At 52.7% G+C, this 26,971-nt stretch carries 26 protein-coding genes; 18 read left to right on the top strand and 8 right to left on the bottom strand.

Annotation, left to right across the window (positions count from 1 at the left end; all coding sequences use genetic code 11):
• Positions 1-7: 7 nt before the first annotated feature.
• The 16 genes from rpsB to AAC086_RS12140 all read left to right on the top strand — a co-directional run bounded on the left by rpsB (position 8) and on the right by AAC086_RS12140 (position 14,931).
• Positions 8-790, top strand: a complete 783-nt coding sequence (gene rpsB, locus AAC086_RS12215) for a 30S ribosomal protein S2 (RefSeq protein ID WP_339778950.1) — start codon at positions 8-10, stop codon at positions 788-790.
• 89 nt (positions 791-879) lie between these two features.
• A complete protein-coding gene (tsf, locus tag AAC086_RS12210) occupies positions 880-1,803 on the top strand; it encodes a translation elongation factor Ts (protein WP_339778949.1) in 924 nt (307 codons plus the stop codon).
• A 161-nt stretch (positions 1,804-1,964) separates the two neighbouring features.
• Positions 1,965-2,696: a UMP kinase gene (gene pyrH, locus AAC086_RS12205; RefSeq protein WP_339778948.1), complete on the top strand. Its 732-nt coding sequence runs from the start codon at positions 1,965-1,967 to the stop codon at positions 2,694-2,696.
• Positions 2,697-2,740: 44 nt separating this feature from the next.
• On the top strand, positions 2,741-3,262 hold the full coding sequence (gene frr / locus AAC086_RS12200; RefSeq protein WP_339779115.1) for a ribosome recycling factor: 522 nt from the start codon (positions 2,741-2,743) through the stop codon (positions 3,260-3,262).
• A 2-nt stretch (positions 3,263-3,264) separates the two neighbouring features.
• Positions 3,265-4,005: an isoprenyl transferase gene (locus AAC086_RS12195; protein WP_339778947.1), complete on the top strand. Its 741-nt coding sequence runs from the start codon at positions 3,265-3,267 to the stop codon at positions 4,003-4,005.
• Complete coding sequence (locus tag AAC086_RS12190; protein ID WP_339778946.1) at positions 3,989-4,804, top strand: phosphatidate cytidylyltransferase; 816 nt, start codon at positions 3,989-3,991, stop codon at positions 4,802-4,804. The genes AAC086_RS12195 and AAC086_RS12190 overlap by 17 nt, the downstream gene beginning before the upstream one ends.
• 37 nt (positions 4,805-4,841) lie before the next feature.
• Positions 4,842-6,008: a 1-deoxy-D-xylulose-5-phosphate reductoisomerase gene (locus AAC086_RS12185; RefSeq protein ID WP_339778945.1), complete on the top strand. Its 1,167-nt coding sequence runs from the start codon at positions 4,842-4,844 to the stop codon at positions 6,006-6,008.
• A 31-nt stretch (positions 6,009-6,039) separates the two neighbouring features.
• Positions 6,040-7,146: an RIP metalloprotease RseP gene (gene rseP / locus AAC086_RS12180; RefSeq protein WP_339778944.1), complete on the top strand. Its 1,107-nt coding sequence runs from the start codon at positions 6,040-6,042 to the stop codon at positions 7,144-7,146.
• Between the two features lie 23 nt (positions 7,147-7,169).
• Positions 7,170-9,464: an outer membrane protein assembly factor BamA gene (gene bamA / locus AAC086_RS12175; protein ID WP_339778943.1), complete on the top strand. Its 2,295-nt coding sequence runs from the start codon at positions 7,170-7,172 to the stop codon at positions 9,462-9,464.
• Positions 9,464-10,048, top strand: coding sequence for an OmpH family outer membrane protein (locus AAC086_RS12170; RefSeq protein ID WP_339778942.1), 585 nt, complete (start codon positions 9,464-9,466; stop codon positions 10,046-10,048). Before bamA ends, AAC086_RS12170 begins: the two co-directional genes overlap by 1 nt.
• Positions 10,048-11,067, top strand: coding sequence for a UDP-3-O-(3-hydroxymyristoyl)glucosamine N-acyltransferase (lpxD, locus tag AAC086_RS12165; RefSeq protein ID WP_339778941.1), 1,020 nt, complete (start codon positions 10,048-10,050; stop codon positions 11,065-11,067). Before AAC086_RS12170 ends, lpxD begins: the two co-directional genes overlap by 1 nt.
• Before the next feature lie 13 nt (positions 11,068-11,080).
• Positions 11,081-11,530, top strand: coding sequence for a 3-hydroxyacyl-ACP dehydratase FabZ (fabZ, locus tag AAC086_RS12160; protein ID WP_339778940.1), 450 nt, complete (start codon positions 11,081-11,083; stop codon positions 11,528-11,530).
• A gap of 2 nt (positions 11,531-11,532) precedes the next feature.
• Positions 11,533-12,336: an acyl-ACP--UDP-N-acetylglucosamine O-acyltransferase gene (gene lpxA / locus AAC086_RS12155; protein WP_339779114.1), complete on the top strand. Its 804-nt coding sequence runs from the start codon at positions 11,533-11,535 to the stop codon at positions 12,334-12,336.
• The gene (lpxI, locus tag AAC086_RS12150) at positions 12,317-13,165 is read left to right on the top strand and encodes a UDP-2,3-diacylglucosamine diphosphatase LpxI (protein ID WP_339778939.1); all 849 of its coding nucleotides are present in this window, start codon (positions 12,317-12,319) and stop codon (positions 13,163-13,165) included. The genes lpxA and lpxI overlap by 20 nt, the downstream gene beginning before the upstream one ends.
• Positions 13,155-14,372: a lipid-A-disaccharide synthase gene (lpxB, locus tag AAC086_RS12145; RefSeq protein ID WP_339778938.1), complete on the top strand. Its 1,218-nt coding sequence runs from the start codon at positions 13,155-13,157 to the stop codon at positions 14,370-14,372. Before lpxI ends, lpxB begins: the two co-directional genes overlap by 11 nt.
• A gap of 118 nt (positions 14,373-14,490) precedes the next feature.
• Complete coding sequence (locus tag AAC086_RS12140; protein WP_339778937.1) at positions 14,491-14,931, top strand: VOC family protein; 441 nt, start codon at positions 14,491-14,493, stop codon at positions 14,929-14,931.
• 71 nt (positions 14,932-15,002) lie between these two features.
• Here the strand turns inward: AAC086_RS12140 and AAC086_RS12135 are convergent, their stop codons facing one another.
• Positions 15,003-16,310: a citrate synthase gene (locus AAC086_RS12135; protein WP_339778936.1), complete on the bottom strand. Its 1,308-nt coding sequence runs from the start codon at positions 16,308-16,310 to the stop codon at positions 15,003-15,005.
• 111 nt (positions 16,311-16,421) lie between these two features.
• A complete protein-coding gene (gltX, locus tag AAC086_RS12130; RefSeq protein WP_339778935.1) occupies positions 16,422-17,831 on the bottom strand; it encodes a glutamate--tRNA ligase in 1,410 nt (469 codons plus the stop codon).
• Between the two features lie 247 nt (positions 17,832-18,078).
• Here gltX and AAC086_RS12125 point away from each other — a divergent pair, with 247 nt between their 5' ends.
• Positions 18,079-20,076 (top strand): ComEC/Rec2 family competence protein, encoded by a 1,998-nt coding sequence (locus AAC086_RS12125; RefSeq protein ID WP_339778934.1) that lies wholly within the window; start codon positions 18,079-18,081, stop codon positions 20,074-20,076.
• A gap of 46 nt (positions 20,077-20,122) precedes the next feature.
• On the opposite strand, the gene lexA is transcribed toward AAC086_RS12125, so the two are convergent.
• The 5 genes from lexA to AAC086_RS12100 all read right to left on the bottom strand — a co-directional run bounded on the left by lexA (position 20,123) and on the right by AAC086_RS12100 (position 23,960).
• A complete protein-coding gene (lexA, locus tag AAC086_RS12120; RefSeq protein WP_339778933.1) occupies positions 20,123-20,836 on the bottom strand; it encodes a transcriptional repressor LexA in 714 nt (237 codons plus the stop codon).
• A gap of 212 nt (positions 20,837-21,048) precedes the next feature.
• A complete protein-coding gene (moaC, locus tag AAC086_RS12115; protein WP_339778932.1) occupies positions 21,049-21,528 on the bottom strand; it encodes a cyclic pyranopterin monophosphate synthase MoaC in 480 nt (159 codons plus the stop codon).
• Positions 21,525-22,322 (bottom strand): indole-3-glycerol phosphate synthase TrpC, encoded by a 798-nt coding sequence (gene trpC, locus AAC086_RS12110; RefSeq protein ID WP_339778931.1) that lies wholly within the window; start codon positions 22,320-22,322, stop codon positions 21,525-21,527. Before trpC ends, moaC begins: the two co-directional genes overlap by 4 nt.
• Positions 22,319-23,353: an anthranilate phosphoribosyltransferase gene (trpD, locus tag AAC086_RS12105; RefSeq protein ID WP_339778930.1), complete on the bottom strand. Its 1,035-nt coding sequence runs from the start codon at positions 23,351-23,353 to the stop codon at positions 22,319-22,321. Before trpD ends, trpC begins: the two co-directional genes overlap by 4 nt.
• Before the next feature lie 34 nt (positions 23,354-23,387).
• Positions 23,388-23,960, bottom strand: coding sequence for an aminodeoxychorismate/anthranilate synthase component II (locus tag AAC086_RS12100; RefSeq protein WP_339778929.1), 573 nt, complete (start codon positions 23,958-23,960; stop codon positions 23,388-23,390).
• Between the two features lie 231 nt (positions 23,961-24,191).
• Between AAC086_RS12100 and AAC086_RS12095 the strand changes: the two genes are divergently transcribed.
• The gene (locus tag AAC086_RS12095; protein WP_339778928.1) at positions 24,192-25,367 is read left to right on the top strand and encodes a divergent polysaccharide deacetylase family protein; all 1,176 of its coding nucleotides are present in this window, start codon (positions 24,192-24,194) and stop codon (positions 25,365-25,367) included.
• A 94-nt stretch (positions 25,368-25,461) separates the two neighbouring features.
• Here AAC086_RS12095 and trpE read toward each other — a convergent pair whose 3' ends face one another.
• Positions 25,462-26,958, bottom strand: a complete 1,497-nt coding sequence (trpE, locus tag AAC086_RS12090; protein WP_339778927.1) for an anthranilate synthase component I — start codon at positions 26,956-26,958, stop codon at positions 25,462-25,464.
• Positions 26,959-26,971 lie beyond the last annotated feature (13 nt).

Genomic DNA, 26,971 nt, shown 5'->3' with positions numbered 1-26,971 from the left:
AATTATCATGGCTTTGCCAACATTTACCATGCGTCAGCTGATGGAAGCTGGTGTGCATTTTGGTCACCACACCCGTCGCTGGAACCCGAAGATGAAGCCTTACATCTTTGGTGCACGTAACGACATTCATATCCTGAACCTTCAGGAAACCGTTCCGATGCTGCATCGTGCGATGCAGGCTGTTCGCGACGTGACTGCTGCCGGTGGCCGTGTTCTGTTCGTCGGCACCAAACGCCAGGCTTCGCCGGTTATTGCTGAAGCTGCAAAGCGTTGCGGCCAGTATTATGTGAACCATCGCTGGCTCGGCGGTATGCTGACCAACTGGAACACTGTTTCGGGTTCGATCAAACGCCTGAAAGAACAGGACGAAATCCTGAATTCCGGCGCTGAAGGCCTGACCAAAAAAGAAATCCTGAACCTGACCCGTTCGCGCGACAAGCTGGAACGCGCACTTGGCGGTATTAAGGATATGGGGGGGCTGCCCGACATTATCGTCGTGGTTGACACCAATAAAGAAGCCCTGGCGATCCATGAAGCACGCAACCTGCATATTCCGGTTGTTGCCGTTTTGGACTCCAATTCGGACCCGCAAGACGTTCAGTACCCGATCCCGGGCAACGACGATGCGATCCGCGCAATTCAGCTTTATTCCGACCTGTTTGTTGGTGCCGTTCTTGACGGTATCCAGGCCGAAATGACCGCTTCGGGTGCAGATCTCGGTGAAGCCGAAGAACTCCCGGTGCAGGAAGTTGCTGCTACTGAAGCTGCCGATCAGGCCGCTTCCGCTTAAATTTCATTTTATACCTGAGGATCCGGCGGCTATCATGCCGCCGTTTCTTTAGGTGTTATCCACTTGATCGCGTAATAGGGGCTTTAAAAATGGCTATTACCGCTGCTCTCGTGAAAGAGCTTCGCGAAACTACCGGCGCAGGCATGATGGACTGCAAGAAAGCGCTTTCCGAAACTGACGGCAACATTGATGCTGCTGTTGACTGGTTGCGCACCAAGGGTCTTGCTGCTGCTGCCAAGAAAGCAGGCCGCGTTGCCGCCGAAGGTCTGGTTGGTGTTGCTGTTAACGGTACTTCCGGTGCTGTTGTCGAGCTGAACTCCGAAACCGACTTTGTGTCGCGCAACGATGACTTTCAGACATTCGTTTCTGAAATTGCCAAGCTGGGTGTTGTTGCCAATGGCGACATCGAAACCTTGAAAGCAACTCCGTTCCCCGGCACGTCACGTAATGTCGAAGAGCAGGTTACCCACATGATCGCCAAAATCGGCGAAAACATGAACCTGCGTCGCGTTGCTTCGATTTCGGTCGAAAAAGGCGTTGTTGCCTCTTACGTTCATGCATCGATTGCCCCGGATCTTGGCAAGATCGGCGTTCTGGTAGCTTTGGAATCCGACGCCGACGCTGCTGTTCTTGAAGGTCTTGGCAAGCAGATCGCCATGCACATTGCCGCGACCAACCCGGCATCGGCAACCGTTGCTGATCTCGATCCGGAACTGGTTGAACGCGAAAAAGCTGTTTTGACCGATCAGGCCAAAGAATCTGGCCGTCCGGACGAAATCATTGCCAAAATGATCGAAGGCCGTATTCGTAAATATTACGAACAGGTCGTTCTGCTTGAGCAGACCTTCGTGATCGATGGTGAAAGCCAGGTTAAGGCCGTGATCGAAAAAGTCGCAAAAGACGCTGGCACCGCGATCACCCTTAAGGGCTTCGTGCGCTATGAACTTGGCGACGGCATCGAAAAAGAAGAAAAAGACTTTGCTGCGGAAGTTGCCGAGCAGTTGAAGAAATAAGATCTCTTATCGAAGTGGTGCGCACAGTCCCATTTCGTGTATGATCCAGGCCGGCGGGGTCCTCAGAGTGATAACACCCTGTTGCTCGCCGGTCTTTTTATATCTGAAGTTTGCTACCTGCTTGAATGGTGGCACAAATCAGCGTTGAGAGGCATCTGGATATGGCAGAAAACGGCCCGTTGAAGTTTCGTCGTGTGCTGTTGAAATTGTCTGGCGAAGGCTTGCTGGGCAAACAACAATATGGTCTTGACCCTGATACTGTTGATCGTATCGCCAGCGAGATCAAGATCGTCCATGACATGGGGGCTGAAGTCTGCATGGTTATTGGTGGCGGGAATATCTTTCGCGGTGTGAAAGGTGCGTCACAGGGCATGGAACGTGCCACTGCCGATTATATGGGAATGCTGGCCACGATCATGAACGCTCTTGCCGTTCAGAACGCGCTGGAGCGCCATGGCGTACCGACCCGTGTGCAGTCTGCCATTCCGATGTCATCGGTGTGTGAGCCCTACATTCGCCGCCGTGCTGTGCGGCATATGGAGAAGGGCCGGGTGGTTATTTTTGCAGCCGGTACTGGAAACCCGTTTTTTACCACCGATACAGCTGCTGCGTTGCGCGCGGTCGAAATGGGATGCGACGCCCTGTTAAAGGGAACGCAGGTTGACGGTGTTTATACAGCCGACCCCAAAACTCATCCGGATGCAGTTCGCTATGATTCTCTGACATATATGGATGTACTTGCGAAAGATTTGCGTGTTATGGATGCTTCCGCTATTTCTTTGGCACGCGAAAATGATATTCCCGTAATTGTATTTTCTTTGCATAATCCTGGCGCCTTTGCCGATGTTGTGTGTGCAAAAGGTACATTTACGATTATTTCGAATGGAGACTGAAGGTGTCTGACGTTGCTGGCCTAAAAAAAGACCTTAACCGCCGTATGGAAGGGGCTCTTGAAGTTTTGCACAAGGAATTTACCGGGCTGCGTACCGGACGCGCCAGTGTAAGTCTTCTGGACCCGGTTATGGTTGAAGCCTACGGTACGATGACGCCGCTCAACCAGGTTGGGTCGGTCAGTGTTCCTGAATCGCGGATGCTGTCGGTTCAGGTCTGGGACAAGACGATGGTCAAGTCGGTTGAAAAGGCTATTCGGAATGCAGGTCTGGGTTTGAATCCTGCTGCTGACGGAACCCTTGTTCGCGTGCCGATTCCGGCCCTCAACGAAGAACGCCGTGCTGATCTTACCAAAGTTGCGGGTAAATATTCCGAACAGGCGCGTATCTCCGTTCGCAACGTGCGCCGCGATGGTATGGACCAGTTGAAAAAGTGGGAAAAAGACAGCGTCATTTCCGAAGACGTCTTGCGTTCTGAGGAAAAAGAAATCCAGAAGCTTACCGATAAGATTATTTCTGATATTGACGAGGCGCTGGCCCATAAAGAACAGGAAATCATGCAAGTCTGATCATGACTGTTCTGGCATCGAACCTCAAATCTGCTGGCAGTGATTTAGTGCCGCGTCATGTTGCCATCATTATGGATGGCAACGGACGCTGGGCACGTGCACGCGGCAAACCCAGAACCGCCGGTCATCGCGCCGGAGTGGATGCCGTAAGGCGTACAGTGCAGGCCGCTGCCGAAATTGGCATCGAATATCTGACCCTGTATGGCTTTTCGACTGAAAACTGGAAGCGTCCGGAAGGTGAAGTCAGTGATTTGATGGGATTGTTGCGGCTTTTTATCAAGCGCGAATTGGCGGCTCTTGATAAAAACGGCGTTCAGATCAAAATCATCGGCGATCGTGATCGTTTCGCCCCTGATATTCGTGAATTGCTTAATAATGCGGAAAAGCGGACTGCCACCAATTCAAGCCTGAAGCTGACAATTGCGCTGAGCTATGGCGCAAGGTCGGAACTGGTTGACGCGGTTCGCCAGATTGCCCGGCGCATTGCCAGCGGGGAATTATCCGTAACCGATGTTTCCGAGGATTTGATTGAACAAAATTTGGCGACAGCAGGTATGCCCGACCCGGATCTGTTAATCAGGACAAGTGGCGAGCAGCGGATAAGCAATTTTTTACTTTGGCAATCGGCCTATACCGAATTTGTTTTTGACGACGTGCTTTGGCCCGATTTTGAGCGGCAACATTTAGAACGGGCAATCGAAAATTTTGCCGGACGGGAGCGGCGTTTTGGCGCAGTCCTCTGAAGTATCTGTTCCCCCGAAATCAGGACTGGGTTTGCGCATAGTATCGGCCCTGGTGATGGCGCCTGTGGCTGTGGCTGCGGTGTGGTTTGGTTCACCATGGTTTGGCATGCTGATATTCGTTTTCAGTGCTGCCATGATCTGGGAATGGTTGCGCATGTGCGCACCAGCTCGGGCATTGCCGCTGGCCGCTGTTTCCAGTGTCGGCCTGGCAATTGCGATGTATTTCCAGTCGGCAGCACCGCAACTAATGGTGCTTGTGCCAATTTTGCTGACGGCACTTGTTGTGGTTGGTTTATCGGCCCGGGAACGACCGCTTGTATTGATCGGGGCTGTGTTTATCCCGGTCACAGCATTGGCGGTGCAATGGCTGCGGGTTTGGCATCCTGATGGCCTGTTGCTGATCATGTGGCTGTTTTTAGTTGTGTGGGCAACGGATACGGGCGCATATGCATTTGGTCGGGCCATTGGCGGCCCAAAACTGGCCCCCCGGTTTAGCCCCAAAAAAACGTGGGCAGGCCTGTTTGGGGGGATGATTTGTGCCGCCATTATTGGTGGTCTGATTGTTTATTTTAGTGGCGGTCGTGCTATTTGGGCGATTTCACTTGCCAGTGCCGGGTTGGCAATTGTCGCTCAGATCGGTGATCTTGCTGAATCAGCCCTTAAACGGCGTTTCGGTGTTAAAGATAGCAGTCACTTGATACCTGGCCACGGCGGATTTTTGGACAGGGCAGATGGAATGCTTTCTGTTTTACCTGTTGCCTTTGTGCTTGTTTATTTTTTCGGTCTGGGGCTGCGCTAACGCAGGAACCTGACCGGCTTTGTTATATTGGTGCCGGATGTCGGTTACGAAATCTGTGTGTATTATGGGCGTCACGGGCTCCATCGGTAAAAGTACCGCCGATGTTATCCTGTCCCATCCCGATCGTTACCGTGTCGATGCGGTGACAGCGCATCGTAATGTTGCTGAACTAGCGGCAGCGGCGGTTAAATTGGGCGCACGCTTCGCCGTTATTGCCGATGAAACCCTGTTGGGTGAATTGAAATCGGCACTGGCGGGGTCTGGTATCGAGGCCGGGGCAGGGGAAAGTGCTTTGATCGAAGCCGCAGAGCGCCCCTCGGACATTGTGATCGCCGGTATTGTCGGGGCCGCAGGATTGCGGGCAACATTGGCCGCGATTCGCCGGGGTGCTATCATTGGCCTGGCCAACAAGGAAACTCTTGTTTGTGCCGGTGAACTGATGATTGATGAAGTCCGCCGGTATAACGCCACCATCATTCCCGTTGATTCCGAACATAGCGCCATTTTTCAGGTGCTTGATGATCATGCCCCTGAGCGGATTGAGCGGATATTGCTGACTGCTTCGGGTGGACCGTTCCGCACCTGGAGCCTTGACGAGATGGCAAGTGTCAGCCGTGCACAGGCGCTTGCCCATCCGAACTGGAGCATGGGGGCCAAGATTTCAATCGATTCGGCCACTATGATGAACAAGGGCCTTGAACTGATTGAAGCCTGCCGACTTTTTCCGGTGCCTGAAAGCAAGGTGGAAATCCTGGTGCATCCGCAGTCGGTTATTCACAGCATGGTTGAATATGTCGATGGCTCGGTGTTGGCCCAGCTTGGAACGCCCGACATGCGTACACCGATTGCCTATGCCCTGGCCTGGCCTGAGCGCCTGCCTTTGGTGCTGCCGCGACTGGATTTTGCCGCGATCGGGCAATTCAGTTTTGAAAGCCCTGACGAACACCGCTTTCCAGCTTTAAGATTGGCCCGTGAAGCCTTGCGCGCAGGCGGTACCCTGCCTATTGTTCTTAACGCTGCCAACGAGGTTGCTGTGGCCGCGTTTCTTGCTGGTCGTATTGGTTTTCTTGACATTGCAAAACTGGTTGAAGCGGTTATGGTCGCCCATACAGGCGAAAGACTGACAGATATTGATCATGTGTTTGCGACCGATGATCTGGCACGTCGCCGGACCGAAGACATGGTCGCGCAATTATGCCTTTAAAGGCCCCGAAAAATTCGAGGAACCCTGCCTGATGGTCACTATTCTAGCGTTTCTTTTTGTGTTGTCCGTTCTGGTTTTCGTCCATGAATTCGGGCATTATTGGGTCGCGATCAAGGCCGGGGTAAAAGTTGAATCTTTTTCCATTGGCTTTGGGCCGGAAATCGTCGGCTGGAACGATAAAAGCGGCACACGCTGGAAAATTAGCGCCTTGCCACTTGGCGGTTACGTCAAAATGTATGGCGACATGAACCCGGCCAGTGCAGGGATCCGTGATGACCTGCCTGTAAAAGATCAGCAATACGCCTTTCATCACAAAGGGCTTTTGGCGCGCGCTGCAATTGTTTTTGCCGGTCCATTTGCCAATTTTATTTTTGCGATAGTCATCTTTACCGTTTTGTTCGCCGCTGTCGGCCAGCAACGTGCCTTGCCGGTTGTTGGAACGGTTACCGAAAACAGTGCTGCCGCGGCGGCGGGTTTGTTGCCCGAGGACCGAATTGTTGCCGTTGACGGGGAACAGGTCGAATGGTTTGACGAACTCGCAACACAGATCAGACAAAAACCCGGCCAAGTTGTTGATTTAACCGTGCAGCGGGATGGTACAACGATCGATGTTACCGTGACACCGCAATCAGTTACCGAAGGCGAGGGGCCAAATGCACCGGCCTATGGTCGCCTTGGGGTGTCGGCAGGTAAATTTGTTTCGCATCGCGATGGCATTTTTGATGCCGTTGGTCATGGTGTGTCGACCACGTTCGGGATTGTGACCCAAACATTTAGTGCCATCGGCGAAATGATCGCGGGTGAACGTGATAGCTCCGAACTTGGTGGGCCAATCCGGATCGCACAAATGTCAGGGCAGGTTGCCGAGGGGGGAATCGCACCGCTTTTGTCGTTTATGGGGTATCTGTCTGTTAGCCTTGGGTTGATCAATTTGATGCCGGTACCGCTATTAGATGGCGGACATCTGGTGTTTTATCTGATTGAAGCCCTGCGTGGCAAACCAATGAGTGCGAAAGCGCAAGAATATGGTTTCCGTCTGGGCGCGGGTTTGGTATTCAGCTTAATCATTTTTGCAACATGGAATGATCTGTCGCACCTTGGCGTATGGAATTTTTTTAAAGGCCTGGCTGGCGGATGACTGCATATATCAGGGGGTTGGTTTTGCTGCGTAAAATGCGAACTGCTGCGATGATGGTGGCCCTTGCGGGCGCCACAAGTCCGGCATTCTTGTCTGTGGAAGCACAGGCCCAGAGCTATCCCACCATCTCGCAGATCCGCGTAGAGGGTAATAACCGTATCGAAACCGGTACGGTGGATGCTTATCTCAAGGTGCGTGCGGGCGATCCGTATGACCCACAAAAGATCAACGAGTCGCTTAAGGCGCTGTTTGCGACGGATCTGTTTGCAGACGTTTCCATTTCGTACAATGACGGCGTGATGCAGGTTAAGGTTGTTGAAAACCCGATCATTAACCGAATTGCGTTTGAAGGGAACAATCACCTTAAGGACGAAGCGCTGACATCGGAAGTCCAGCTTAAACCGCGCGTGGTTTATACCCGCACCAAGGTTCAGGCGGACGTACAGCGCATTCTTGATCTGTATCGCCGTTCAGGACGTTTTGCCGCGACCGTTAATCCGAAGGTTATTCAGCGCGACCAGAATCGCGTCGACCTGGTTTTTGAAATCAAGGAAGGCGAAGCAACCGGCGTTCGGCGTATCAATTTTGTCGGCAACTCGGCGTTTGATGATAGCGAGCTTTCGGGTGTGATTCGTACAACCACCAGTGCCTGGTGGAAAATTCTGACGTCAGACGACAATTATGATCCGGACCGGGTTACGTTTGATCGCGAATTGTTGCGTCGTTTCTATCTGGCTGCCGGGTATGCCGATTTTCAGGTGTTGTCGTCGGTTGCCGAGTTGACGCCCGACCGCTCTGACTTTTTCGTCACCTATACCGTCAGCGAAGGCGAGCGATACAAGTTTGGCGACATCAAGATTAACTCGGAAATCGATAAACTTGACGTCAATGAACTGACCCCTTTAATCAAGGTGGAAAAAGGCGATTGGTACAATTCCGAAGTCGTCGATGACATGATTAAATCCTTGACGGACTATGTCGGGGATCGCGGCTATGCCTTTGTTGATATCAAACCCGAAATCAAACGGGACCGTGAAACCAACACGATCAATGTCACCTTCAACATCACCAAAGGCCCGAAGGTTTATGTTGAACGCATTGATATCGTTGGCAACGTGCGTACACTTGACGAAGTGGTTCGTCGCGAATTCCGTTTTGTCGAGGGCGATGCGTTTAGCAGCTCGAAATTGAACCGTTCCCGCCAGCGTATTGAAAACCTGAACTTCTTTAAAACTGTCGATGTCAAAACCCTGCCGGGCAGCGAACCTGACAAGTCGATTGTTGAAGTTGATGTTGATGAAAAATCGACAGGCGAATTTTCAATCGGTGCCGGTTACGGAACAGATCAGGGGCCGTTTGGCCAGGCTGGTATTCGCGAACGCAACCTTTTGGGGCGTGGACAGGACTTGCGGCTTGGCTTCACCGTTGGTGGCAGCAGTCGTCAGGTGGACCTTTCCTTTACCGAGCCGTATTTTCTTGATCGGGATGTGAGTGCCGGGTTTGATATTTTCCGTCGTGAAGATGATAATCAGGATGAGAGCTCGTACGATGAAGAACAGACCGGTTTTGGGTTGCGGGCAGGTTATAATTTCACCGAACATTTGAGTCAGCAGGTCCGCTACGGGTTTGAAATTGACAAATATTCGGATGTCAAATCGGATGCGTCGCGTTTGTTGCGCGACGAAGATCCTGATTTTAGCGAATCAACCATTGGTCAGACACTGACCTATGATCAGCGCGATAGTTCGGTGTCTCCTAAAGACGGTTATTTTGCTCAGATTTCCAACGATTTGGCCGGGTTTGGTGGTTCGGAACGTTATTTGAAATCCCGCATTTCCTCAGGGTATTATTTCCCGCTGGATCGTCAGAAAGAGTGGGTTGTTAGCGCCAAGGGATCGTCTGGTTATATTTTCGGGATTGGCGAGGATACGCGTATTTCCCAGCGGTTCCTGCTTGGTGGTTCCAGCTTGCGTGGTTTCGCAGCCGGGGGTGTTGGCCCGCGTGACCGGGCAAGTGACGATGCCGTCGGTGGTAAATTCTATTATTCTGGCACGGTGCAGATGGACTTCCCGTTGGGGCTGCCGTCTGAATTTGCCCTTAAGGGACGTATTTTCTCGGATATTGGCTCAGCATCGGGGGTAGACGGTGCGCGATCCGGCGAAATTTTTGATACAGGATCACTTCGTGGGTCTGTTGGCGTTGGGGTAGGCTGGGAATCTCCGTTTGGCCCGATTGGTGTCGACCTTTCGAAGGCTGTGCTCAAAGAAGATTATGACAAAGAGGAAGTGTTCCGATTGAACTTCGGAACCAGATTCTGATGTATATGATGAAAACTGCCCAACGATTTCTCTTGATTGCCCTTGTGATGACGGGGCTGGGGCTGCATACGCAGGCCCAGGCCCAGTCCGCAAATGCCAGGCCGGAAACTGCAGCGATTGTCATGATCGTTGATTTTGAAGGGATCATGCGCGAAGCCTCTGCCATGCAGGATATGCGCAAGCAGGTGGAAAAGCGCCGTGATTCCTATCAGTCTGAAATCGAAAAGCGTCAGCAGGCGTTACGTGATGAAGACCAGAAACTGGCTCAGCAGCGCACCCTGCTCAGTGCTGATGTTTTGCAGCAGAAACGAGCCGAGTTTCAAAAGAAAGTTGCCGAGTTTCAGAAATTTGCCCAAGGCCGTAACAAGGTTCTTGATGAAGCGGTAAATGAAGGACGGATCAAGTTTCAAAAGAAACTGATCGAAGTTATCGCCGATGTTGCCGAGGAACGGAAAGCAACGCTGGTTCTTCATAAAAGCCAGGTCATTTTGCACGCCAATGCGATGGATGCGACCAAAGAGGTCTTTGAGAAGGTCAATGCTGCCATTCCGTCTTTGACTGTTGAATTTAAGGAAGCATCCTGATGGCAGATCCGCGTTTTTTTAAACGCCAAGGGCCATTTGATGCAGCGGAAATCGCCCGTATTTCCGGTGCGACTCTTTTACAGACGGCCGGCGCAAGCCGGTCTTTTGTTGATGTGGCACCTTTACAGGTTGCAGATGAAACCTGCCTGAGCTTTTTTGACAATCGTAAATACATTGACGCGTTTGCTGCCAGCAAGGCTGGGGCATGTTTTTCTCGTCCTGAATTTGCGGATCGCGCCCCTGAAGGTATGCTGGTTTTCACCAGTGATGACCCTTACCGTGCCTATGCAAAGGCGGCAACGGCGTTTTACCCGCCGGAATCTTCGACGGGTGACATTTCCGAGGCGGCATTTGTTCATCCATCGGCGCGTCTTGCCGATAATGTTCAGATTGACCCCGGTGCCGTAATTGAAGAAAACGCCGAAATCGGGGCTGGAACCCGTATTTCTGCAAATGCGGTTATTGGCCGCGGTGTGGTGATTGGTGCGGGGTGTTATATTGGCCCCGGCGCGGCCTTGACACATACTCTGATTGGCAATCTGTGCGTTATTCATTCCGGTGTGCGTATCGGCCAGGATGGATTTGGCTTTGCCATGGGGGCGCAGGGGCATTTAAAAGTTCCGCAACTTGGTCGTGTGGTCATCGGTAATGATGTTGAAATTGGTGCCAATGCCACAATTGATCGGGGTGCAGGCCCGGATACCGTAATTGGCAATGGTTGTCGTATCGACAATCTGGTTCAAATCGGCCATAACGTCGAAATGGGTATGGGCTGCGTTATTGTCGCCCAGGTTGGTATTTCCGGGTCAACCAAATTGGGGCATTTTGTCGTTGTCGGCGGTCAGGCAGGGATTACGGGTCACCTGACCGTGGGGGATGGTGCTAAAATTGCTGCACAGTCGGGGGTCATGAAAGACATGAAACCCGGTGACGTCGTTGGAGGCAGCCCGGCTGTTCCCATGATGGAATACCACAAACAGACCGTCGCTTTATCGCGGTTGATACGAAAAAAGAAATAAAAGGGCACTGTTTATGACCGAATTGGTGAATGTTGATATCCAGCGCATTTTGGAAATGATTCCGCATCGTTATCCGTTTTTGCTGATCGACAAGGTCATTGATATTGCGGCTGGTGAATCGGCTGTTGGTATTAAAAATGTGACGATGAATGAACCGCAATTTACCGGTCATTTTCCGCAACAGCCGATTATGCCGGGTGTTTTGATCATTGAAAGCATGGCGCAGACTGCGGCGATCCTGGTGGTTCATACATTGGGTGAAGGTGCCGAAGGTAAACTGGTTTATTTCATGAGCATCGATAGCGCGCGTTTTCGGAAACCGGTTGTGCCAGGTGACGTGATGCATATTCATGTGCGCAAGAAACAAAGCCGTGGCCCGGTTTGGAAATTCGAAAGTGAAGTTCGTGTAGACGGCGTAGTTGTTGCCGATGCAACGATTGCTGCGATGATCCGGGATAATTGATGATGGCAAACGTGCATCCGACAGCAATTGTCGAAGACGGTGCGCAGATCGGCCAGGATGTCGAAATCGGCCCTTATTGCATGGTTGGTGCGTCGGTCATCCTGGGCGACAGGGTTAAACTGCATTCGCATGTTGTCGTCGCCGGATACACGACAATTGGCGATGACAGCGTTGTTTTTCCGTTCGCCTCGGTCGGCCATGCGCCGCAAGATCTGAAATTCAAGGGCGAAGCATCGCGCCTGGTTATTGGCAGCCGCGCCAAAATTCGCGAAGGGGTTACCATGAACCCTGGAACGGAAGGCGGCGGCATGCTGACAGCGGTTGGAGACGACTGTTTGCTGATGGCAGGGGCCCATGTCGGGCACGATTGCATGATCGGCAATAGTTGTATTTTGGTGAATAATGCGACCCTGGCCGGGCATGTCCATGTTGATGATTTTGCGATTGTCGGCGGTTTATCGGCTGTTCACCAGTTTGTCCGGATTGGCCGTCACGCGATGATTGGTGGCATGACGGGAGTTGAAAGCGACGTGATCCCCTATGGTTCCGTCATCGGGAACCGTGCCTATCTTTCCGGCCTGAACCTTGTTGGGCTGAAACGGCGCGGGTTTGATCGCGAAACCATTCATTCGCTGCGCAAGGCTTACCGGCTGGTCTTTGCCCATGAAGGCACCCTTGCCGAACGGGTCGAGGAAGTGGCAAAGGACTTTGCCGATGTCGGGCCGGTTATAGAAATCATCAACTTTTTGAAAGCCGAGAGCACGCGCTCGGTCTGTACACCGAAATATGACAGTTCAGCTGGGTAAAATTGGCCTGATTGCTGGTGGTGGTGATCTTCCCGCCCGCCTTGTCGATGCTGCCAAAGCATCGGGGCGGGCGGTGTTCGTTGTTGCCCTTGAAGGTCACTGTGATGCACCCGAAACACTTGGCGTTCCATACGATGTTATTCGGTTGGGGGCAGCGTCCAAAATTCTGCGGCAATTAAAGGCGCAAGGATGCGTTGATGTGGTGCTGGCTGGCACGGTCCGGCGACCTTCATTTGCCTCGATCCGACCTGATTTGCGGGCGGCAAAAATTTTGGCGCGGATCGGATTAAAATCACTGGGTGATGACGGCTTGTTGCGCATTATTGGGCAAGAACTGGAGCGCGACGGGTTTCGGTTGATTGGTGCGCATGAAATCATGCAGGATCTGGTAACCCCTGAAGGTGTTTTGGGGGCCGTGGCGCCCGATGACCAGGCATGGGCGGATACCCGGCGCGGGCTGGAAATTGCGCGCCTGTTAGGTGAGGCCGACGTCGGGCAGGGCTGCATTGTGCAGCAAGGTCTGGTGCTGGCTGTCGAGGCGATTGAAGGTACGGACGAAATGATCCGTCGTTCGGCTGGTTATGCGCGACCGGGCAGGGGCGGCGTTCTGGTTAAAACCAGCAAGCCGCAACAAGATAAACGTCTGGATTTACCGGCGATTGGCGTCACCACAGTCGAACAGGCGCAGTTGGCTGGTCTTTCCGGCATTGCCTTGCAGGCCGGTGCGACCCTGATTATTGATCGTCAGGCTGTTATTGCATATGCGAACCAATGCGGCATGTTTATTGTCGGTGTGGCGCTGCCAAGTGGAACCGGACATGACAAGTAACGTGGTAACGCCTGCTGATCGCAGCGCGAACAAATCACCTTTGGACCATCGCTATGGCGCACCCTTGAAAATCATGTTGGTCGCTGGTGAAGCATCGGGGGACCAGTTGGGCGGTCGATTGATGGCGGCCATCAAACGTCAAAACCCCAATGTTAAATTCATTGGCGTGGGCGGCCCGCGCATGATGGGCGAGGGCATGATCAGCCTGTTTTCGATGAATGAAATGTCGGTGATGGGGCTGGCCGAAGTCATACCGCATATCCCCAGGTTGCTACGCCGGATTCGTGAAACGGCTGATTTTGCCCTGTCAGAACGCCCCGATATTGTTGTGACCATTGATGCACCCGATTTTAGCTTTCGCGTTGGCAAGCGATTGGCAAACAAGGGCATCCCGCTTGTGCATTATGTCGCGCCGTCTGTGTGGGCATGGCGACCGGGGCGGGCGCGTAAAATTGCAGGCTTCCTGGATCATTTACTGGCCCTGCTTCCGTTCGAGCCGCCCTATTTTGAAAAAGAGGGGCTTGCAACCACCTTTATCGGTCATTCCGCAGTCGAAGAACGGCATGGCGGTGATGGTAATCGTTTTCGGGCCGCATATGGGCTTGAGGCGGATCAGAAGGTGATTGTCATATTGCCCGGCAGCCGTCATTCCGAAGTTGGCCGGTTGTTGCCGGTTTTCAGGGACGTTGTCGTCAGGCTCCATCACGATTACCCGGATCATGCATTTGTGGTCCCCACGGTGAGCAAGGTGGAGGATGCGGTTCGCCAGGCCGTTTCTCAATGGCCAGGCAAAGCGATTGTGGTTTCAACTGATCAGGAGCGGCGCGATGCTTTTAGTTGCGCCCATGCGGCTTTGGCGGCATCTGGTACGGTCTCGCTGGAACTGGGTATCGTTGGTGTGCCGCACATTATTGGCTACCGTGTGAGTGCAACCAGCGCATGGATTGCACGCCGGTTGTTAAAGGTTGATACGGTGACGATTATCAACCTTGTGCTGGGGCGCAAACTGGTTCCGGAATATCTTCAGGAAGATTGCACCGCAGATAAGCTTTATACCGCAATGACGGCCTTGATTGACGAAGGATCGCACCGCGCGACCCAACAGGCGGGCTTTGACCAGGCAACAACCTTGCTTGGTTTCGGCCAGACCCCGCCCAGTGAAAAGGCGGCAACGGTTGTTTTGCAGGTTGCTCGTCGGTCGGGCTGAGCGGCGACCACGGGGGACGGGGCCTGGTGTAAAAAGTTTTAAAACTTCACGGTTCTCAAGCTGGCGTAATTGTTTTAGCTTTCCTTCATCCTGCAGGACCAAACCGGAGACTGATTTTATGCGTTATTTGCACACAATGGTGCGTGTCACAGATATTGATGCGTCGATGAACTTTTATTGCAATTTGCTTGGCATGGAAGAAACACGCCGTATCGAGAGCGAAAAGGGGCGTTTCACCCTGATTTATCTTGCCCCGCCGCATGATGTTCCCAGTGCCAAGGCCACCAGGATGCCGGAACTGGAACTGACTTATAATTGGGACCTGGAAGAATATGCCGGCGGTCGTAACTTTGGCCATCTTGCCTATGAGGTCGAAGATATTTATGCGCTGTGCCAAAAGCTGATGGATGCGGGCGTTGTTATCAATCGCCCGCCGCGCGACGGGCGCATGGCGTTTGTTCGCTCACCTGACGGTATTTCAATTGAATTTCTGCAACAGGGCGAAGCCCTGACACCGGCGGAGCCTTGGGCCAGCATGGAAAATACCGGTAGCTGGTAATAATAGACCCAGACTGAAGAACGTAAAAAGGCCCGGAAAAATCCGGGCCTTTTCGTGTTTAAGCGCCGTTATTAGCGGTCTTGGACTTCTTTGAATGCGCGTTCGACATCGCCGGTGAACAGCTGACGCGGACGGCCGATTTTCTGTGAAGGATCTTCGATCATTTCCTTCCACTGGGCAATCCAGCCAACCGTACGGGCAACTGCGAACAGCACCGTGAACATGCTTTCTGGAATACCCATTGCCTTGAAAATGATGCCCGAATAGAAATCGACGTTCGGGTACAGTTTCTTTTCAACGAAATAATCGTCTTCACGTGCAATGCGTTCAAGTTCCTGCGCAACATCAAGAAGCGGGTCTTGAACGTTGAGTTCCTTAAGAACTTCGTGGCAGGTTTGCTGCATGACTTTGGCGCGCGGGTCATAGTTTTTATAAACGCGGTGACCAAAGCCCATCAGACGGAACGGATCGTTCTTGTCTTTGGCTTTGTTGACGAAATCAGGGATGTTTTTCACATCACCGATCTGGTTGAGCATTTTCAGAACGGCTTCGTTCGCACCACCATGAGCAGGTCCCCACAGCGAGGCAATACCGGCAGCAATACATGCAAACGGGTTTGCCCCGGATGACCCGGCGAGACGAACCGTCGAGGTAGACGCATTCTGTTCGTGGTCAGCATGCAGGATCAGGATGCGATCCATTGCTTTGGCGAGAACCGGATTGACGTTGTACTTTTCGCACGGAACGCCAAACATCATTGCCAGAAAGTTTTCTGAATATGACAGCGCGTTGTTCGGATACTGGAACGGCTGACCGATCGAGTATTTATATGCCATTGCCGCAATGGTCGGCATTTTGGCAATCAGACGGTAAGCCGAAATCAAACGCTGATTCGGATCATTAATATCGGTGCTGTCATGATAAAAAGCAGACATTGCGCCAACAGAACCGCACATGATGGCCATCGGGTGGGCATCGCGGCGAAAACCGTTATAGAAGTTGCGCATTTGCTCATGCACCATGGTGTGCATGGTAATGTCAGCACTGAATTTTTCACGTGCTGCCTTGTTGGGCAGGTCGCCATAGATCAGCAGGTAGCAAACTTCGAGGAAGTCAGCTTTTTCAGCCAGATCGTCAATGGCATAACCGCGATGGCGTAGAATGCCCTTGTCACCGTCAATATAGGTGATGGTCGATTCACAGCTGCCCGTCGAGGTGAAGCCGGGGTCATAGGTGAAGTAACCCGTATCAGCATACAGTTTGCGGATATCAATGACCGACGGTCCAATATTTCCCTCAAGAACCGGAAGCTCATACGACTTGCCGTTGGAATTGTCGGTTAGCGTCACGGTATGGGAAGTCTTGGGATTTTGAGCCATGACTTTTTTCCTTCCCTGTTAACGAACATGGTTTTCGATGGGGTGCAGCATAATGCCGCAGCGCACAAAGCGCAAACAGACTAAAGTTTCCCGATGCTTTTTTTGGTGCTGTTATGCCGCCTCGAATTTTTTAAGGCGGTTCAGCGTTTCGGGTTTTCCGAGCACCTGCATTACTTCAAAAATGCCCGGTGAAGAATTGGAGCCCGTCAGAGCAGCGCGCAAGGGCTGGGCAACTTTGCCCAGTTTCAAGTCCTTGTTTTGTGCGATCTGCTTGACAACAGTCTCGATGGCTTCTTCCTGCCATGTATCGAGCCCGGCCAGGTCGTTTGCCAATGCAGCAAACAATCCGGGGGGAGCCTCGTCGATCAATGACTGTGCCTTGTCATTGAAGGACAATACGCCGTCTGTGACATAGAAAGTGGCTGATTGAGCCAACTCGGTAAGGATCTTGGCTCTTTCTTTAAGGCCTGACATGCCCTTGATCAAGGTTTCTTTCTGCACTGCATCTAAATTGCGAACACCAAGCTCAGCCGCAATGGCAGGTTCGATCAGATCAACAAGTCGAGCATCATCAGCCTGACGTATATAAATGCCGTTCAGATTGGTCAGTTTTGCGAAGTCAAAGCGCGAAGCGCCCTTGCCGACATCGGCAATGTCAAACCAGTCAATGGCTTGCTGGGTGGAAATGACCTCGTCATCGCCATGTCCCCACCCCAGACGCAGCAGATAATTGTTGATGGCTTCGGGCAGAAAGCCCATTTCATCGCGGTACGCCTCGATACCCAGAGCACCATGGCGCTTGGACAGTTTGGCACCGTCGGGGCCATGAATCAGCGGAATATGGGCGAATGTCGGAACAGTCCAGCCCATAGCGTCATACAGCGCTTTTTGGCGAAAGGCATTGGTCAAGTGATCATCACCGCGGATAACATGAGTAATGCCCATGTCATGGTCATCGACCACAACAGAAAGCATATAGGTGGGGGTGCCATCGGCACGCAGGATGATATAGTCGTCGAGTTGGTCGTTCGCTACTCTTACTTCACCTTGAACCTGGTCGATAATGATCGAATCACCTTCCAGCGGTGACTTCAGGCGTACGACAGGTTTAATGCCATCGGGGGCTTCGCTCGTATCGCGATCACGCCAGCGGCCATCATATTTCATCGGTCGGCCTTCGGCGCGGGCCTTTTCTCGCATTTCGGTCAGTTCAGCTGGCGAGCTATAGCAAAAATAGGCTTTGCCAGCCGCAACCAGGCTGTGGGCGACTTCGGCGTGACGGTCACGGCGGGCAAACTGCATGACCGGTTCTTCGTCAGCGTTCAGCCCAAGCCAGTTAAGACCGGCGAAAATCGCTTCGACGGCTTCAGGCGTCGAACGTTCGCGGTCGGTATCTTCGATCCGCAGCAAAAATTTGCCGCCGGTATGTTTGGCATAAAGCCAGTTATAAAGGGCGGTACGTGCGCCGCCAATATGAAGGAACCCGGTCGGAGACGGGGCAAAACGGGTAACAACCGTCATTCGCTTTATCCGTTTTTCAAGATGTTGTCGCTTGTCGTTAAGTCTTTTGGCGTGCACGCTATATCATATTCGGAATGCTGTTGCACCACAGCGGATGATAGATAAAAGCCCGAGGCACGTTATACTATTAAACATTCGTCGAATTAGATGGCGACAAATTACTTTTTTTCAAGGCGTTAACGTCGTTTTTGACCATGTCGCAACAGCGTTGGCCGAAGATCGCGAAAAATGGATTTTGTCATTTGCCATGCTCCTTGGGTTGGGTCAGGCGATATTTCTTTCGCTTCTGGCGCAACCATCGGACGTGTTTGTGATTGGCAGCCTGATCATCGCGGCAATTGGATTGCGGCTGAGTCGGCAGCGGATTATCCCATTTTTTCTTTTTTTGATGCTGTTCGCGGCCTGCCTGGGGGCTGCTTTAACGCAATTGCATCTTTATGTGGTGCAAGCACCGGTCCTTAAAAAATCGGTTTATACGGCGGCACTGGTTGGTGAAATTCTGTCGGTGGAACCGCGCGATGGCCGTACCAGGCTTGTAATCGCGCCATCCACCCTTGACGGGGTGGAGCCCCGAAAAATCCCGGCGAAAATACGTATTTCAGTGCAAGGGGCCATCGCGGCTGTACCGGGCGACGTTTTCTCTGGTAAGGCAAAACTATTTCCACTTAGCGTCCCGGAAACCCCCGGCGACCCGGATTTCGCACGTGCCCTTTATTTTGACGGCATCGGTGGTACCGGTTTTGCTTTGGGGCGAAATTATCAAATTGAACCGGGAAATAATGCCGAAACCAGCCTGTTTAAACAAACAGGACGATTACGCCTGGCCATTATGGCACGAATTGACCATGTCCTGCCCGATTTGAAAGCGGGTTTGACCAATGCCATTCTGGTTGGGGAACGGGGTGGCGTGCCCCCGGATCTGGCAGAAGATTTACGCAAGTCGGGGCTGGCGCATTTGCTGGCAATTTCGGGTTTGCATATGGGGTTGTTATGCGGGGTCGTTTTTTTTGTCACCCGGTTGGGGCTGGCGATGATCCCGAAACTGGCATTGCGGTATCCGATTAAAAAATGGTCGGCCATTGCGGGCTTTATGGTTGGTGCGCTTTATTTGCTGTTATCGGGTGCAACAGTGCCAACCCAGCGGGCCTTCGTCATGACGGCGATTGTTTTGTTTGCTGTGCTGGTCGACCGGCGCGCAATTTCGCTGCGGCTGGTGGCGATTGCGGCACTGGTGGTTATGGCTGTGCGACCCGACGCTGTTTTGGGAGCCAGTTTTCAGTTGTCGTTTGCGGCCGTTACAGGGCTTGTTGCGTTTTATCAGGGTCCTGGTACCAAATGGATGGCAAGCGGCAAGGATATGCCAATTTGGGAACGGGCAGGGCGGTATTTTTTTTTGTTGCTGATTACAGGGGTAATGGTAACGGCAATTACGGCCCCGATTATCGGGTTTCATTTTGGTCGTGTGTCGTTGCTTGGCATTCTGGCAAATCTGGTGGCGATACCGCTGATGGCGTTCTGGATTATGCCCTGCATCGTGGCTATTCTGGTTTTGATGCCGTTTGGGCTGGAAATTGTGCCGTTGACGATGTTATCGCCCGGGCTTGAGATTCTGATCTGGCTGGCACGCCTGGTGGCCCGGCAGGATTGGGGGCTTTGGTATGTGGCGCAACCATCGGCAATGGTGGTGGCACCTGTGTTGCTAGCCCTTTTATGGACTGTTATCTGGCGCAAATGGGCGATTCGGCTGTGGGCGGTCATCCCGGTTTCAGGGGCCATCCTGGCGGCTTTTTTTGTCCATCAGCCAGATATGCTGGTTGGTGGCGGGCAAAAGGGCTGGGTTGTTCGCGATACCGCACAACGGTCTCTTGTTTTTAACGGTAATATCAGCAATTTCCATCGCAGTATCTGGATGTCACGCTTTGGCATTCGCCCGTCACGGGCGGCGCAAACACAGAGCTGCAAGGACGAAATTTGCTGGTTTGAACGGCAAGGCCAAACGATTGTCATCGCCGAAACAATCGATGATCCTTTTTACATTTGCCGACATGCCGATATTGTGGTGGTTCTCAAACAGGACTTTCCCGAAGACGCCTGCGAAAAACCACCCCTGATCATTGATGATGATGTTTTATGGTGGCAGGGTGGTGTTGCCATTCGCTTTGCCAGGAACGGCGCGCCGGCCCATTTTGCCACGGTTCGGGGCACCAGTGGTCATTGGCCGTGGATTAAGATCGGCGGGCGTTAAACTGCTATTTCGTCATTCGCGCCCCGTTTGCCCGTCTGTGGCAGGGTTAATATTGGCGCAAAAGGCCAACCAGGCGCCCCTGAATTTGAACACGGTCTGGTGATAGCGAACGGGTTTCATAACGGGCATTGGCCGGTTCGAGCAAAATTTGCCCCAGGCCCCGTTTAAACCGTTTCAGGGTCGCTTCGTTATCATCAACTAGTGCGACAACGATGGTTCCATCATGTGCCTGTTCGCAACGTTGAATCAGAACGGTATCGCCATCAAGAATACCGGCTTCGATCATCGAATCGCCCGAAACTTCAAGCGCATAATGTTCGCCAGTCCCCAAGAGGGCCGCAGGCACCTGGACGTGAGTGCTTTGGTCGCGCAATGCTTCAATTGGTGTCCCTGCGGCAATACGCCCGAACAAGGGGAGCGATACACTTTCGTGAATTTCGGAAAAAGCAGATGGCACCATGGCCGGGCGATGGGTGGTTTTACGTGCCGCTGTGATCGGGGTTACGCGTGCCGTCGTCGATGTGCTTGGGGTTTCGTCGCTGTTATTGTCGGGCAGGCGCAAAACTTCAAGGGCGCGTGCCCGATGTGCCAGACGGCGGATAAAGCCGCGTTCTTCTAGGCCGGTGATCAAACGGTGGATACCGGATTTGGATTTGAGGCTTAGCGCTTCTTTCATCTCGTCAAATGATGGCGAAATACCATGATCGCGAAGATGATTGTCGATATAGACCAGCAATTCATATTGCTTGCGCGTCAGCATGGCGTTTTCCCGAACCCAAATAAGAACAAATCGAATACGTTATGTTCTACTTTGGTTCCGGTTTGTGGTCAAGCACGTAACGTCAAACTTCACGTTTTCCGCGCATTTTGCCGATTTTAACGCGCAAATACCCTAAATCTGGTAAATTCGCGGGTCGCATTCTGTTCTTTTTTGCGGGCTCAATGCGATGTTACCGTTACGCACAGCACAGGTCATTTTGCAATAAAAGTGCCTGATTTTCCGCCTTCCTTGTGAACGACACGAATATTGGTCAGGTGCATGGTTTTATCAACAGCTTTGCACATATCAAAAACCGTCAGGGCGGTGATCGAAACCGCCGTTAGCGCCTCCATTTCAACACCGGTTCGGCCAGATGTTTTGCACGTTGCGGTGATGTCAACGGCACTTTCACCTTCGGCCAGTTGCAAGGTGACAGAAACCGAGTCCAGGGGCAGGGGATGGCACAGCGGAATCAAATCTGCCGTGCGTTTGGCGCCCATGATACCAGCCAGTTGGGAAATGGCCAGGACATCGCCCTTTTTATGACCATGGTTTGCAATCAGGTCGGCAGTTGCCTGTTGCATGGTAACGCGCCCTTTGGCGGTTGCCGTGCGGGTTGTAACGGCTTTTGCCGAAACATCTACCATCACGGCATTTCCGCTATCGTCAAAATGGGTCAGCTTGTGGCTCATGCCGGTTTTGCCAGCAGGGTTTGTGTCGCCAGTTTTACGTCTTCTTGGCGCATCAGGCTTTCCCCAATCAAAAAGCATTTTGCCCCGACTTTGCCCATGCGAGCCAAATCATCCGGCGTAAAAATACCACTTTCGGCAACCAGTAACCGGTCGTCATCAACCATCGCTGCCAATTGTTCAGTTGTGGTCAAAGATACTTCCAAAGTTTTTAAATTACGGTTGTTTATACCGATAAGTTTAGATTTAAGTTTAAGGGCGCGTTCGAGTTCGGGGGCGTTGTGGACCTCGATCAGAACATCCATGCCCAGGTTATGGGCAAGGGATTCAAGCTCTGCGGCCAGGACATTATCCAGTGCTGCCATGATCAATAAAATGCAATCGGCCCCCAGCGCACGGGCCTCTGTTACCTGATAGGGATCAACCATGAAATCCTTGCGCAGGACCGGCAGGCTGACAGCGGCGCGTGCTGCTTCCAGATAAGCGTCATTCCCCTGAAAATAGGGAATGTCGGTGAGGACAGACAGGCAACTGGCCCCACCGGCCTGATAGGCCTGTGCCAGCGCGGGGGGATTAAAATCTTCGCGGATCAAACCTTTTGACGGTGATGCTTTTTTAATTTCGGCAATCAACCCGTAGCGACCGGCCGCGATTGAGGTTTCAAGCGATGCAATAAAGCCGCGCGGGGCCGATTGCCCTGCGGCGGCGGCTTCAAGCTCTGATAAGGCTGTTTTGGCTTTGCAGGCGGCAATATGATCGCGTTTGTCATTACAGATACGTTCAAGAACGTCGCTCATGCTGCATTTCCTTCGTTTGAAATCTTCACAAGCTGATCCAGCGTTTGTGCAGCCTTGCCGCTATCGATTGCGTCTTTGGCCTGGGCAATGCCATCGGCAAGATCGCGGGCTTTGTTGGTCACAATCAGGGCCGCTGCTGCATTTAACAGGACAATGTCGCGATAGGCACTTTTTTGCCCGGCCAGCAAATTGCGAATGGCCGTGGCGTTTGTTTCGGCATCGCCACCTTTGATATCGTCGAGCGCGGCAAGGGTGATGCCATAATCGGCCGGATTAATGTTAAAGGTCGTGACCTTGCCATCCTTCACTTCGGCAACAAAGGTCGGGCCGGTGACGGAAATTTCGTCCAGCCCGCTATCACCGTGAACGACCCATGCGCGTTCTGATCCCAAACGGTTCAGCACATGGGCAATCGGTTCTACCCAGTCACGGGCGAAAACGCCAATTACCTGATGTTTGGTTTTGGCCGGGTTGGCCAAGGGGCCGAGCAGGTTGAAAATGGTACGTGTGCCCATTTCAACGCGGGTTGGCATCACATGGCGCACGGCAGAGTGATGACGCGGTGCCATCATGAAACACAGATTGATCTGTTTAAGCGATTTTTCCAGCAGGCTCATATCGGCATCAAGATTAACGCCCAATGCGGCCAGCACATCGGCCGAGCCGGACTTGGACGATGCCGCCCGGTTGCCATGCTTGGCAACCTTCGCCCCGCAGGCTGCGGCCACGATCGCCGCTGCGGTCGAGATATTATAAGTACCGCTGCCATCGCCGCCGGTGCCACAGGTATCAACCGCATCGGGGGCTGGGCTCAGGCCGGTCGCCTTGGCGCGCATGGCCCGGGCCGCCCCGGTAATTTCATCAATGGTTTCGCCGCGCAGTCGTAAGGCCATTAAAAACGCCCCCATCTGCGACGGGGTTGCCTGACCGGACATTAAAACGTCAAAGGCTTGCTCTGCTTCCTGTTCGTTTAACGTGGTGCCATTGGCAACTTTGGCCAGTGTTGGTTTGAGATCATGTTCCGTGGACATGGAATGTTCCCTTTTTTTGGTGGCTCCGGTCACTTCAGGCGGCGGAGAAATCAATAAAATTTTTCAAAAGTTCGTGGCCATGTTCGGACGCGATGCTTTCGGGGTGAAACTGCACACCGTGAATTTCATGTTCGCGATGGCGCATCCCCATGATCAACCCATCGGCACTTTCGGCCGTAACTTCCAGGCAAACAGGTAATGTTGCCCGGTCAACTACCAGTGAATGGTAACGTGTTGCAATAACAGGTGATGGCAAGCCTTTGAAAACACTGTTTCCTGTATGGATCATGCCGTCGGTTTTACCATGCATGCATTGAGGCGCCCGAACAACGTCGCCACCAAATGCGGCGCCAATCGCCTGATGCCCCAGGCATACCCCCAAAATTTTTATCTGCCCGGCGGCCTGTTTAATCAGATCCACACAGATGCCAGCCTGTTGCGGGTCGCACGGGCCGGGAGAAATAACAATCCCCTTCGGGCGCATGGCAAGAACATCGGCAACGGTGATCTCGTCATTGCGGACAACTTTGACCTCGGGCCCTAGTTCACGTAAAAAATGCCACAAATTAAATGTGAAGCTGTCATAATTGTCGATGAGCAGATACATCGTGATCCCGGGACTTCCTGTGTTTCAGACGGGGCGAGAATAAACCGCCTTGCCGCTACGTCAAGCGATAGCAGATGTGATTTTTGGGCTTTAACAAGCTGCTAACCACAGATCGGCTAAGAATACCCCGCCAGGATTGATCTGGTAGCGTGCTTGTTCCGTCGCAGGGCAGGCTTGCTTTGCGTTTTTATGGGCATCAAGACCTGAAATTTCATGGATTGGAGATACGGCGTGGCACGGCGCTCAACACCGGCAAAAAAGAAAAAGCCAGCGACACGGGGCAAAGCAAACGTGCGTAAAAAACCGGGCAAAAAGCCAGGTGGTTTTCGGCGGCTGATGTTAGGGGCAGCGATGGTGGCAGGCGCTGTTTCAGCGATGATTGCCGCTGGCAGCATGCTTGAACTTGACCGCGCCGCGCAAAAGGCTGTCAGCAATTCGTCGGCAGGGTCCCCGCAAATCCAAACCCGGGCCGAGCGTGAAACATCAAAGTCGCCCAAACTGGATTTTTCCAAGGGATATGAATCGCCAAACAGGCCGGGATATATGGTGGAACGAACCCCGGAAGACATCGATAAAACACAACCCGATGCTTTGTCCCAACCCCGCATCACCCCGGTGCCGAACGTTAACCCGTCGCCCTTGCCCCGAACAGATGCGCCCGCAACCCCGCAAGTGCAATTGGCATGGCAGAAATTCGCCACCCATGTTCCCGATACCGGAAGGGCGCCGGTCATTGCGATTATTATCGACGACGCGGGAATCGACAAAGCCAGAACAGAACGGGCCGCAGAATTGCCCGGTCCAATAACGATTTCATATTTGCCCTATGCCACACATCTGCCTGAGCAGGTGGCGACCGCGCGTAAGCGGGGGCATGAAATTATGCTGCATATGCCGATGGAACCAACATCACACACGGTTGATCCGGGGCCACATGCGCTTTTGACCAGTTACGATAAGGTTGCCATTTTAAACGAAATGACCTGGATGCTGGACCGTTTTTCCGGTTATGTCGGGGTTAATAATCATATGGGCAGCAAATTCACATCGGACCCGGAACGGATGGCCGTTGTCATGCAGGTGATGAAGTCTCGCGGGTTGATGTTTTTAGACTCGCGCACCAGCGCAAAATCTGTCGGCTATCAGGAAGCCCAAAAATATAGCGTGCCCGCCATTGAACGCGATGTGTTTATTGATGACGCCGACGAGGCCGATAAAATCAACCAGATGCTGGACCGTGTTGAACATGTCGCAAACAAGCGTGGCTATGCCGTTGCCATTGGCCATCCTCGTGATTTGACGCTGGAAGCGTTAAACAAGTGGATCCCCAAAATGCAGGCGGCTGGTTTTATATTTGTGCCCGCGACCGACATTGTGCGACGAAACAGTGTGAAGGTAACCGGGTGACAAAGCCGGTTGGTGGGCAAAGCGGTGCTGGATAAAAAAACGGGAGCCCATGATCGGCTCCCGTTTTGGTTAATTGGTGCTTATGTTAGCTGTATCAGGCAAAACGATAAGCTTCGCGACAGGCAGCCATCAAGGCACCGGCCTTGTTTCGGCATTCCTGATGTTCCATGTCGGGTTTGCTATCGACAACAATCCCTGCACCGGCCTGAATATGGATCATTTCGTCCTTGATCACGGCTGTACGAAGCGCAATGCAGGTATCCATTGATCCGTCTGCCGAGATATAGCCGATACATCCGGCATAAATGCCGCGTCGCACCGGTTCAAGTTCATCAATGATTTCCATCGCCCGCACTTTGGGCGCACCGGAAACTGTTCCGGCCGGGAAGCCTGCTTTTAAGGCGTCCATCGCATCATATTGCGGGTCTATCTGGCCCACTACGTTTGAAACAATATGCATGACATGCGAATAATATTCGATGGTTTCGCGGTCGGTCACGCGCACAGTGCCCGGCTGTGATACCCGGCCCACATCGTTGCGGCCCAGATCCAGCAACATCAGATGTTCGGAGCGTTCCTTGGGATCGTCGAGCAGATCTTTGGCAAGCGCTTTGTCTTCTTCGGAATTCTTACCGCGTTTACGGGTTCCGGCGATGGGGCGAATGGTGACTTCGCCATCGCGCAGGCGCACCAGAATTTCGGGGCTGGCCCCGACCACCTGAAACCCGCCAATATCAAGATAAAACATGAAAGGCGACGGGTTGATGCGGCGTAACGCGCGATAAAAGGCAAAGGGTGGCAACTGATAGGGCAGGGAATAGCGTTGCGACAAAACCACCTGAAAAATATCGCCAGCCCGAATATATTCCTTGGCCTTTTCGACCATGTCATAATACCCGGCTTCGTCTACGCTGACCTGCGGTTCAGGCAGGGTTTCGGGCACGGTACGGGACCTGCGATCAATAAACAGATTGCGTTGAAAGTGTTGCACCACATCGTTCAGGCGTGCACGGGCCAGGTCGTAGGCGGCCGCCGCATCAATGCCGGGTTCCGGCCGCACCGGCGTTACCACGGTCACGGTATCGGCAATGGTATCAAAGCTGGCGGTAACCGTCGGACGAATGAATATTCCGTCAGGCACATCAAGGTTGTCGGGGTTATCGTCAGGCAGTTTTTCCATCAGCCGCACGGTATCATAGCCCATATACCCTACCAGCCCTGCGCTCATGGGCGGCAAATGGTCGGGCAGGTCAATGTGGCTTTCGGCGATCAGCGATTTTAAGGCATCAAGCGGTTTTTCGTCCTGATCAATAAACGCCTCCGCATCGGCCATGACGCGACGGTTGATCTCGGCCTTGTCGCCAAAGCACCGCCAGATCAGATCGGGCTTAAAGCCGATAAATGAATACCGTCCCCGGCTGGCACCCCCTTCAACCGATTCCAGCAAATAGGTATTGGGAAGGCCTTCGGCCAGTTTCAGAAACGCTGACACTGGTGTGTCAAGATCAGCGGTGAGGGATGTGTAAACAACCTGCGCAATGCCATTTTCATGGTTGCGGACAAAGTTTTCGAAATCCGGTTTGATGTCCATGATGCAATCCGAT

It is taken from the genome of uncultured Thalassospira sp. (assembly GCF_963976115.1).
In the GTDB taxonomy this organism is placed as follows: Bacteria; Pseudomonadota; Alphaproteobacteria; order Rhodospirillales; family Thalassospiraceae; genus Thalassospira.
The sequence above is the reverse complement of the archived record's forward strand: the minus strand, read 5'-3'. Positions and strand labels throughout refer to the sequence as shown.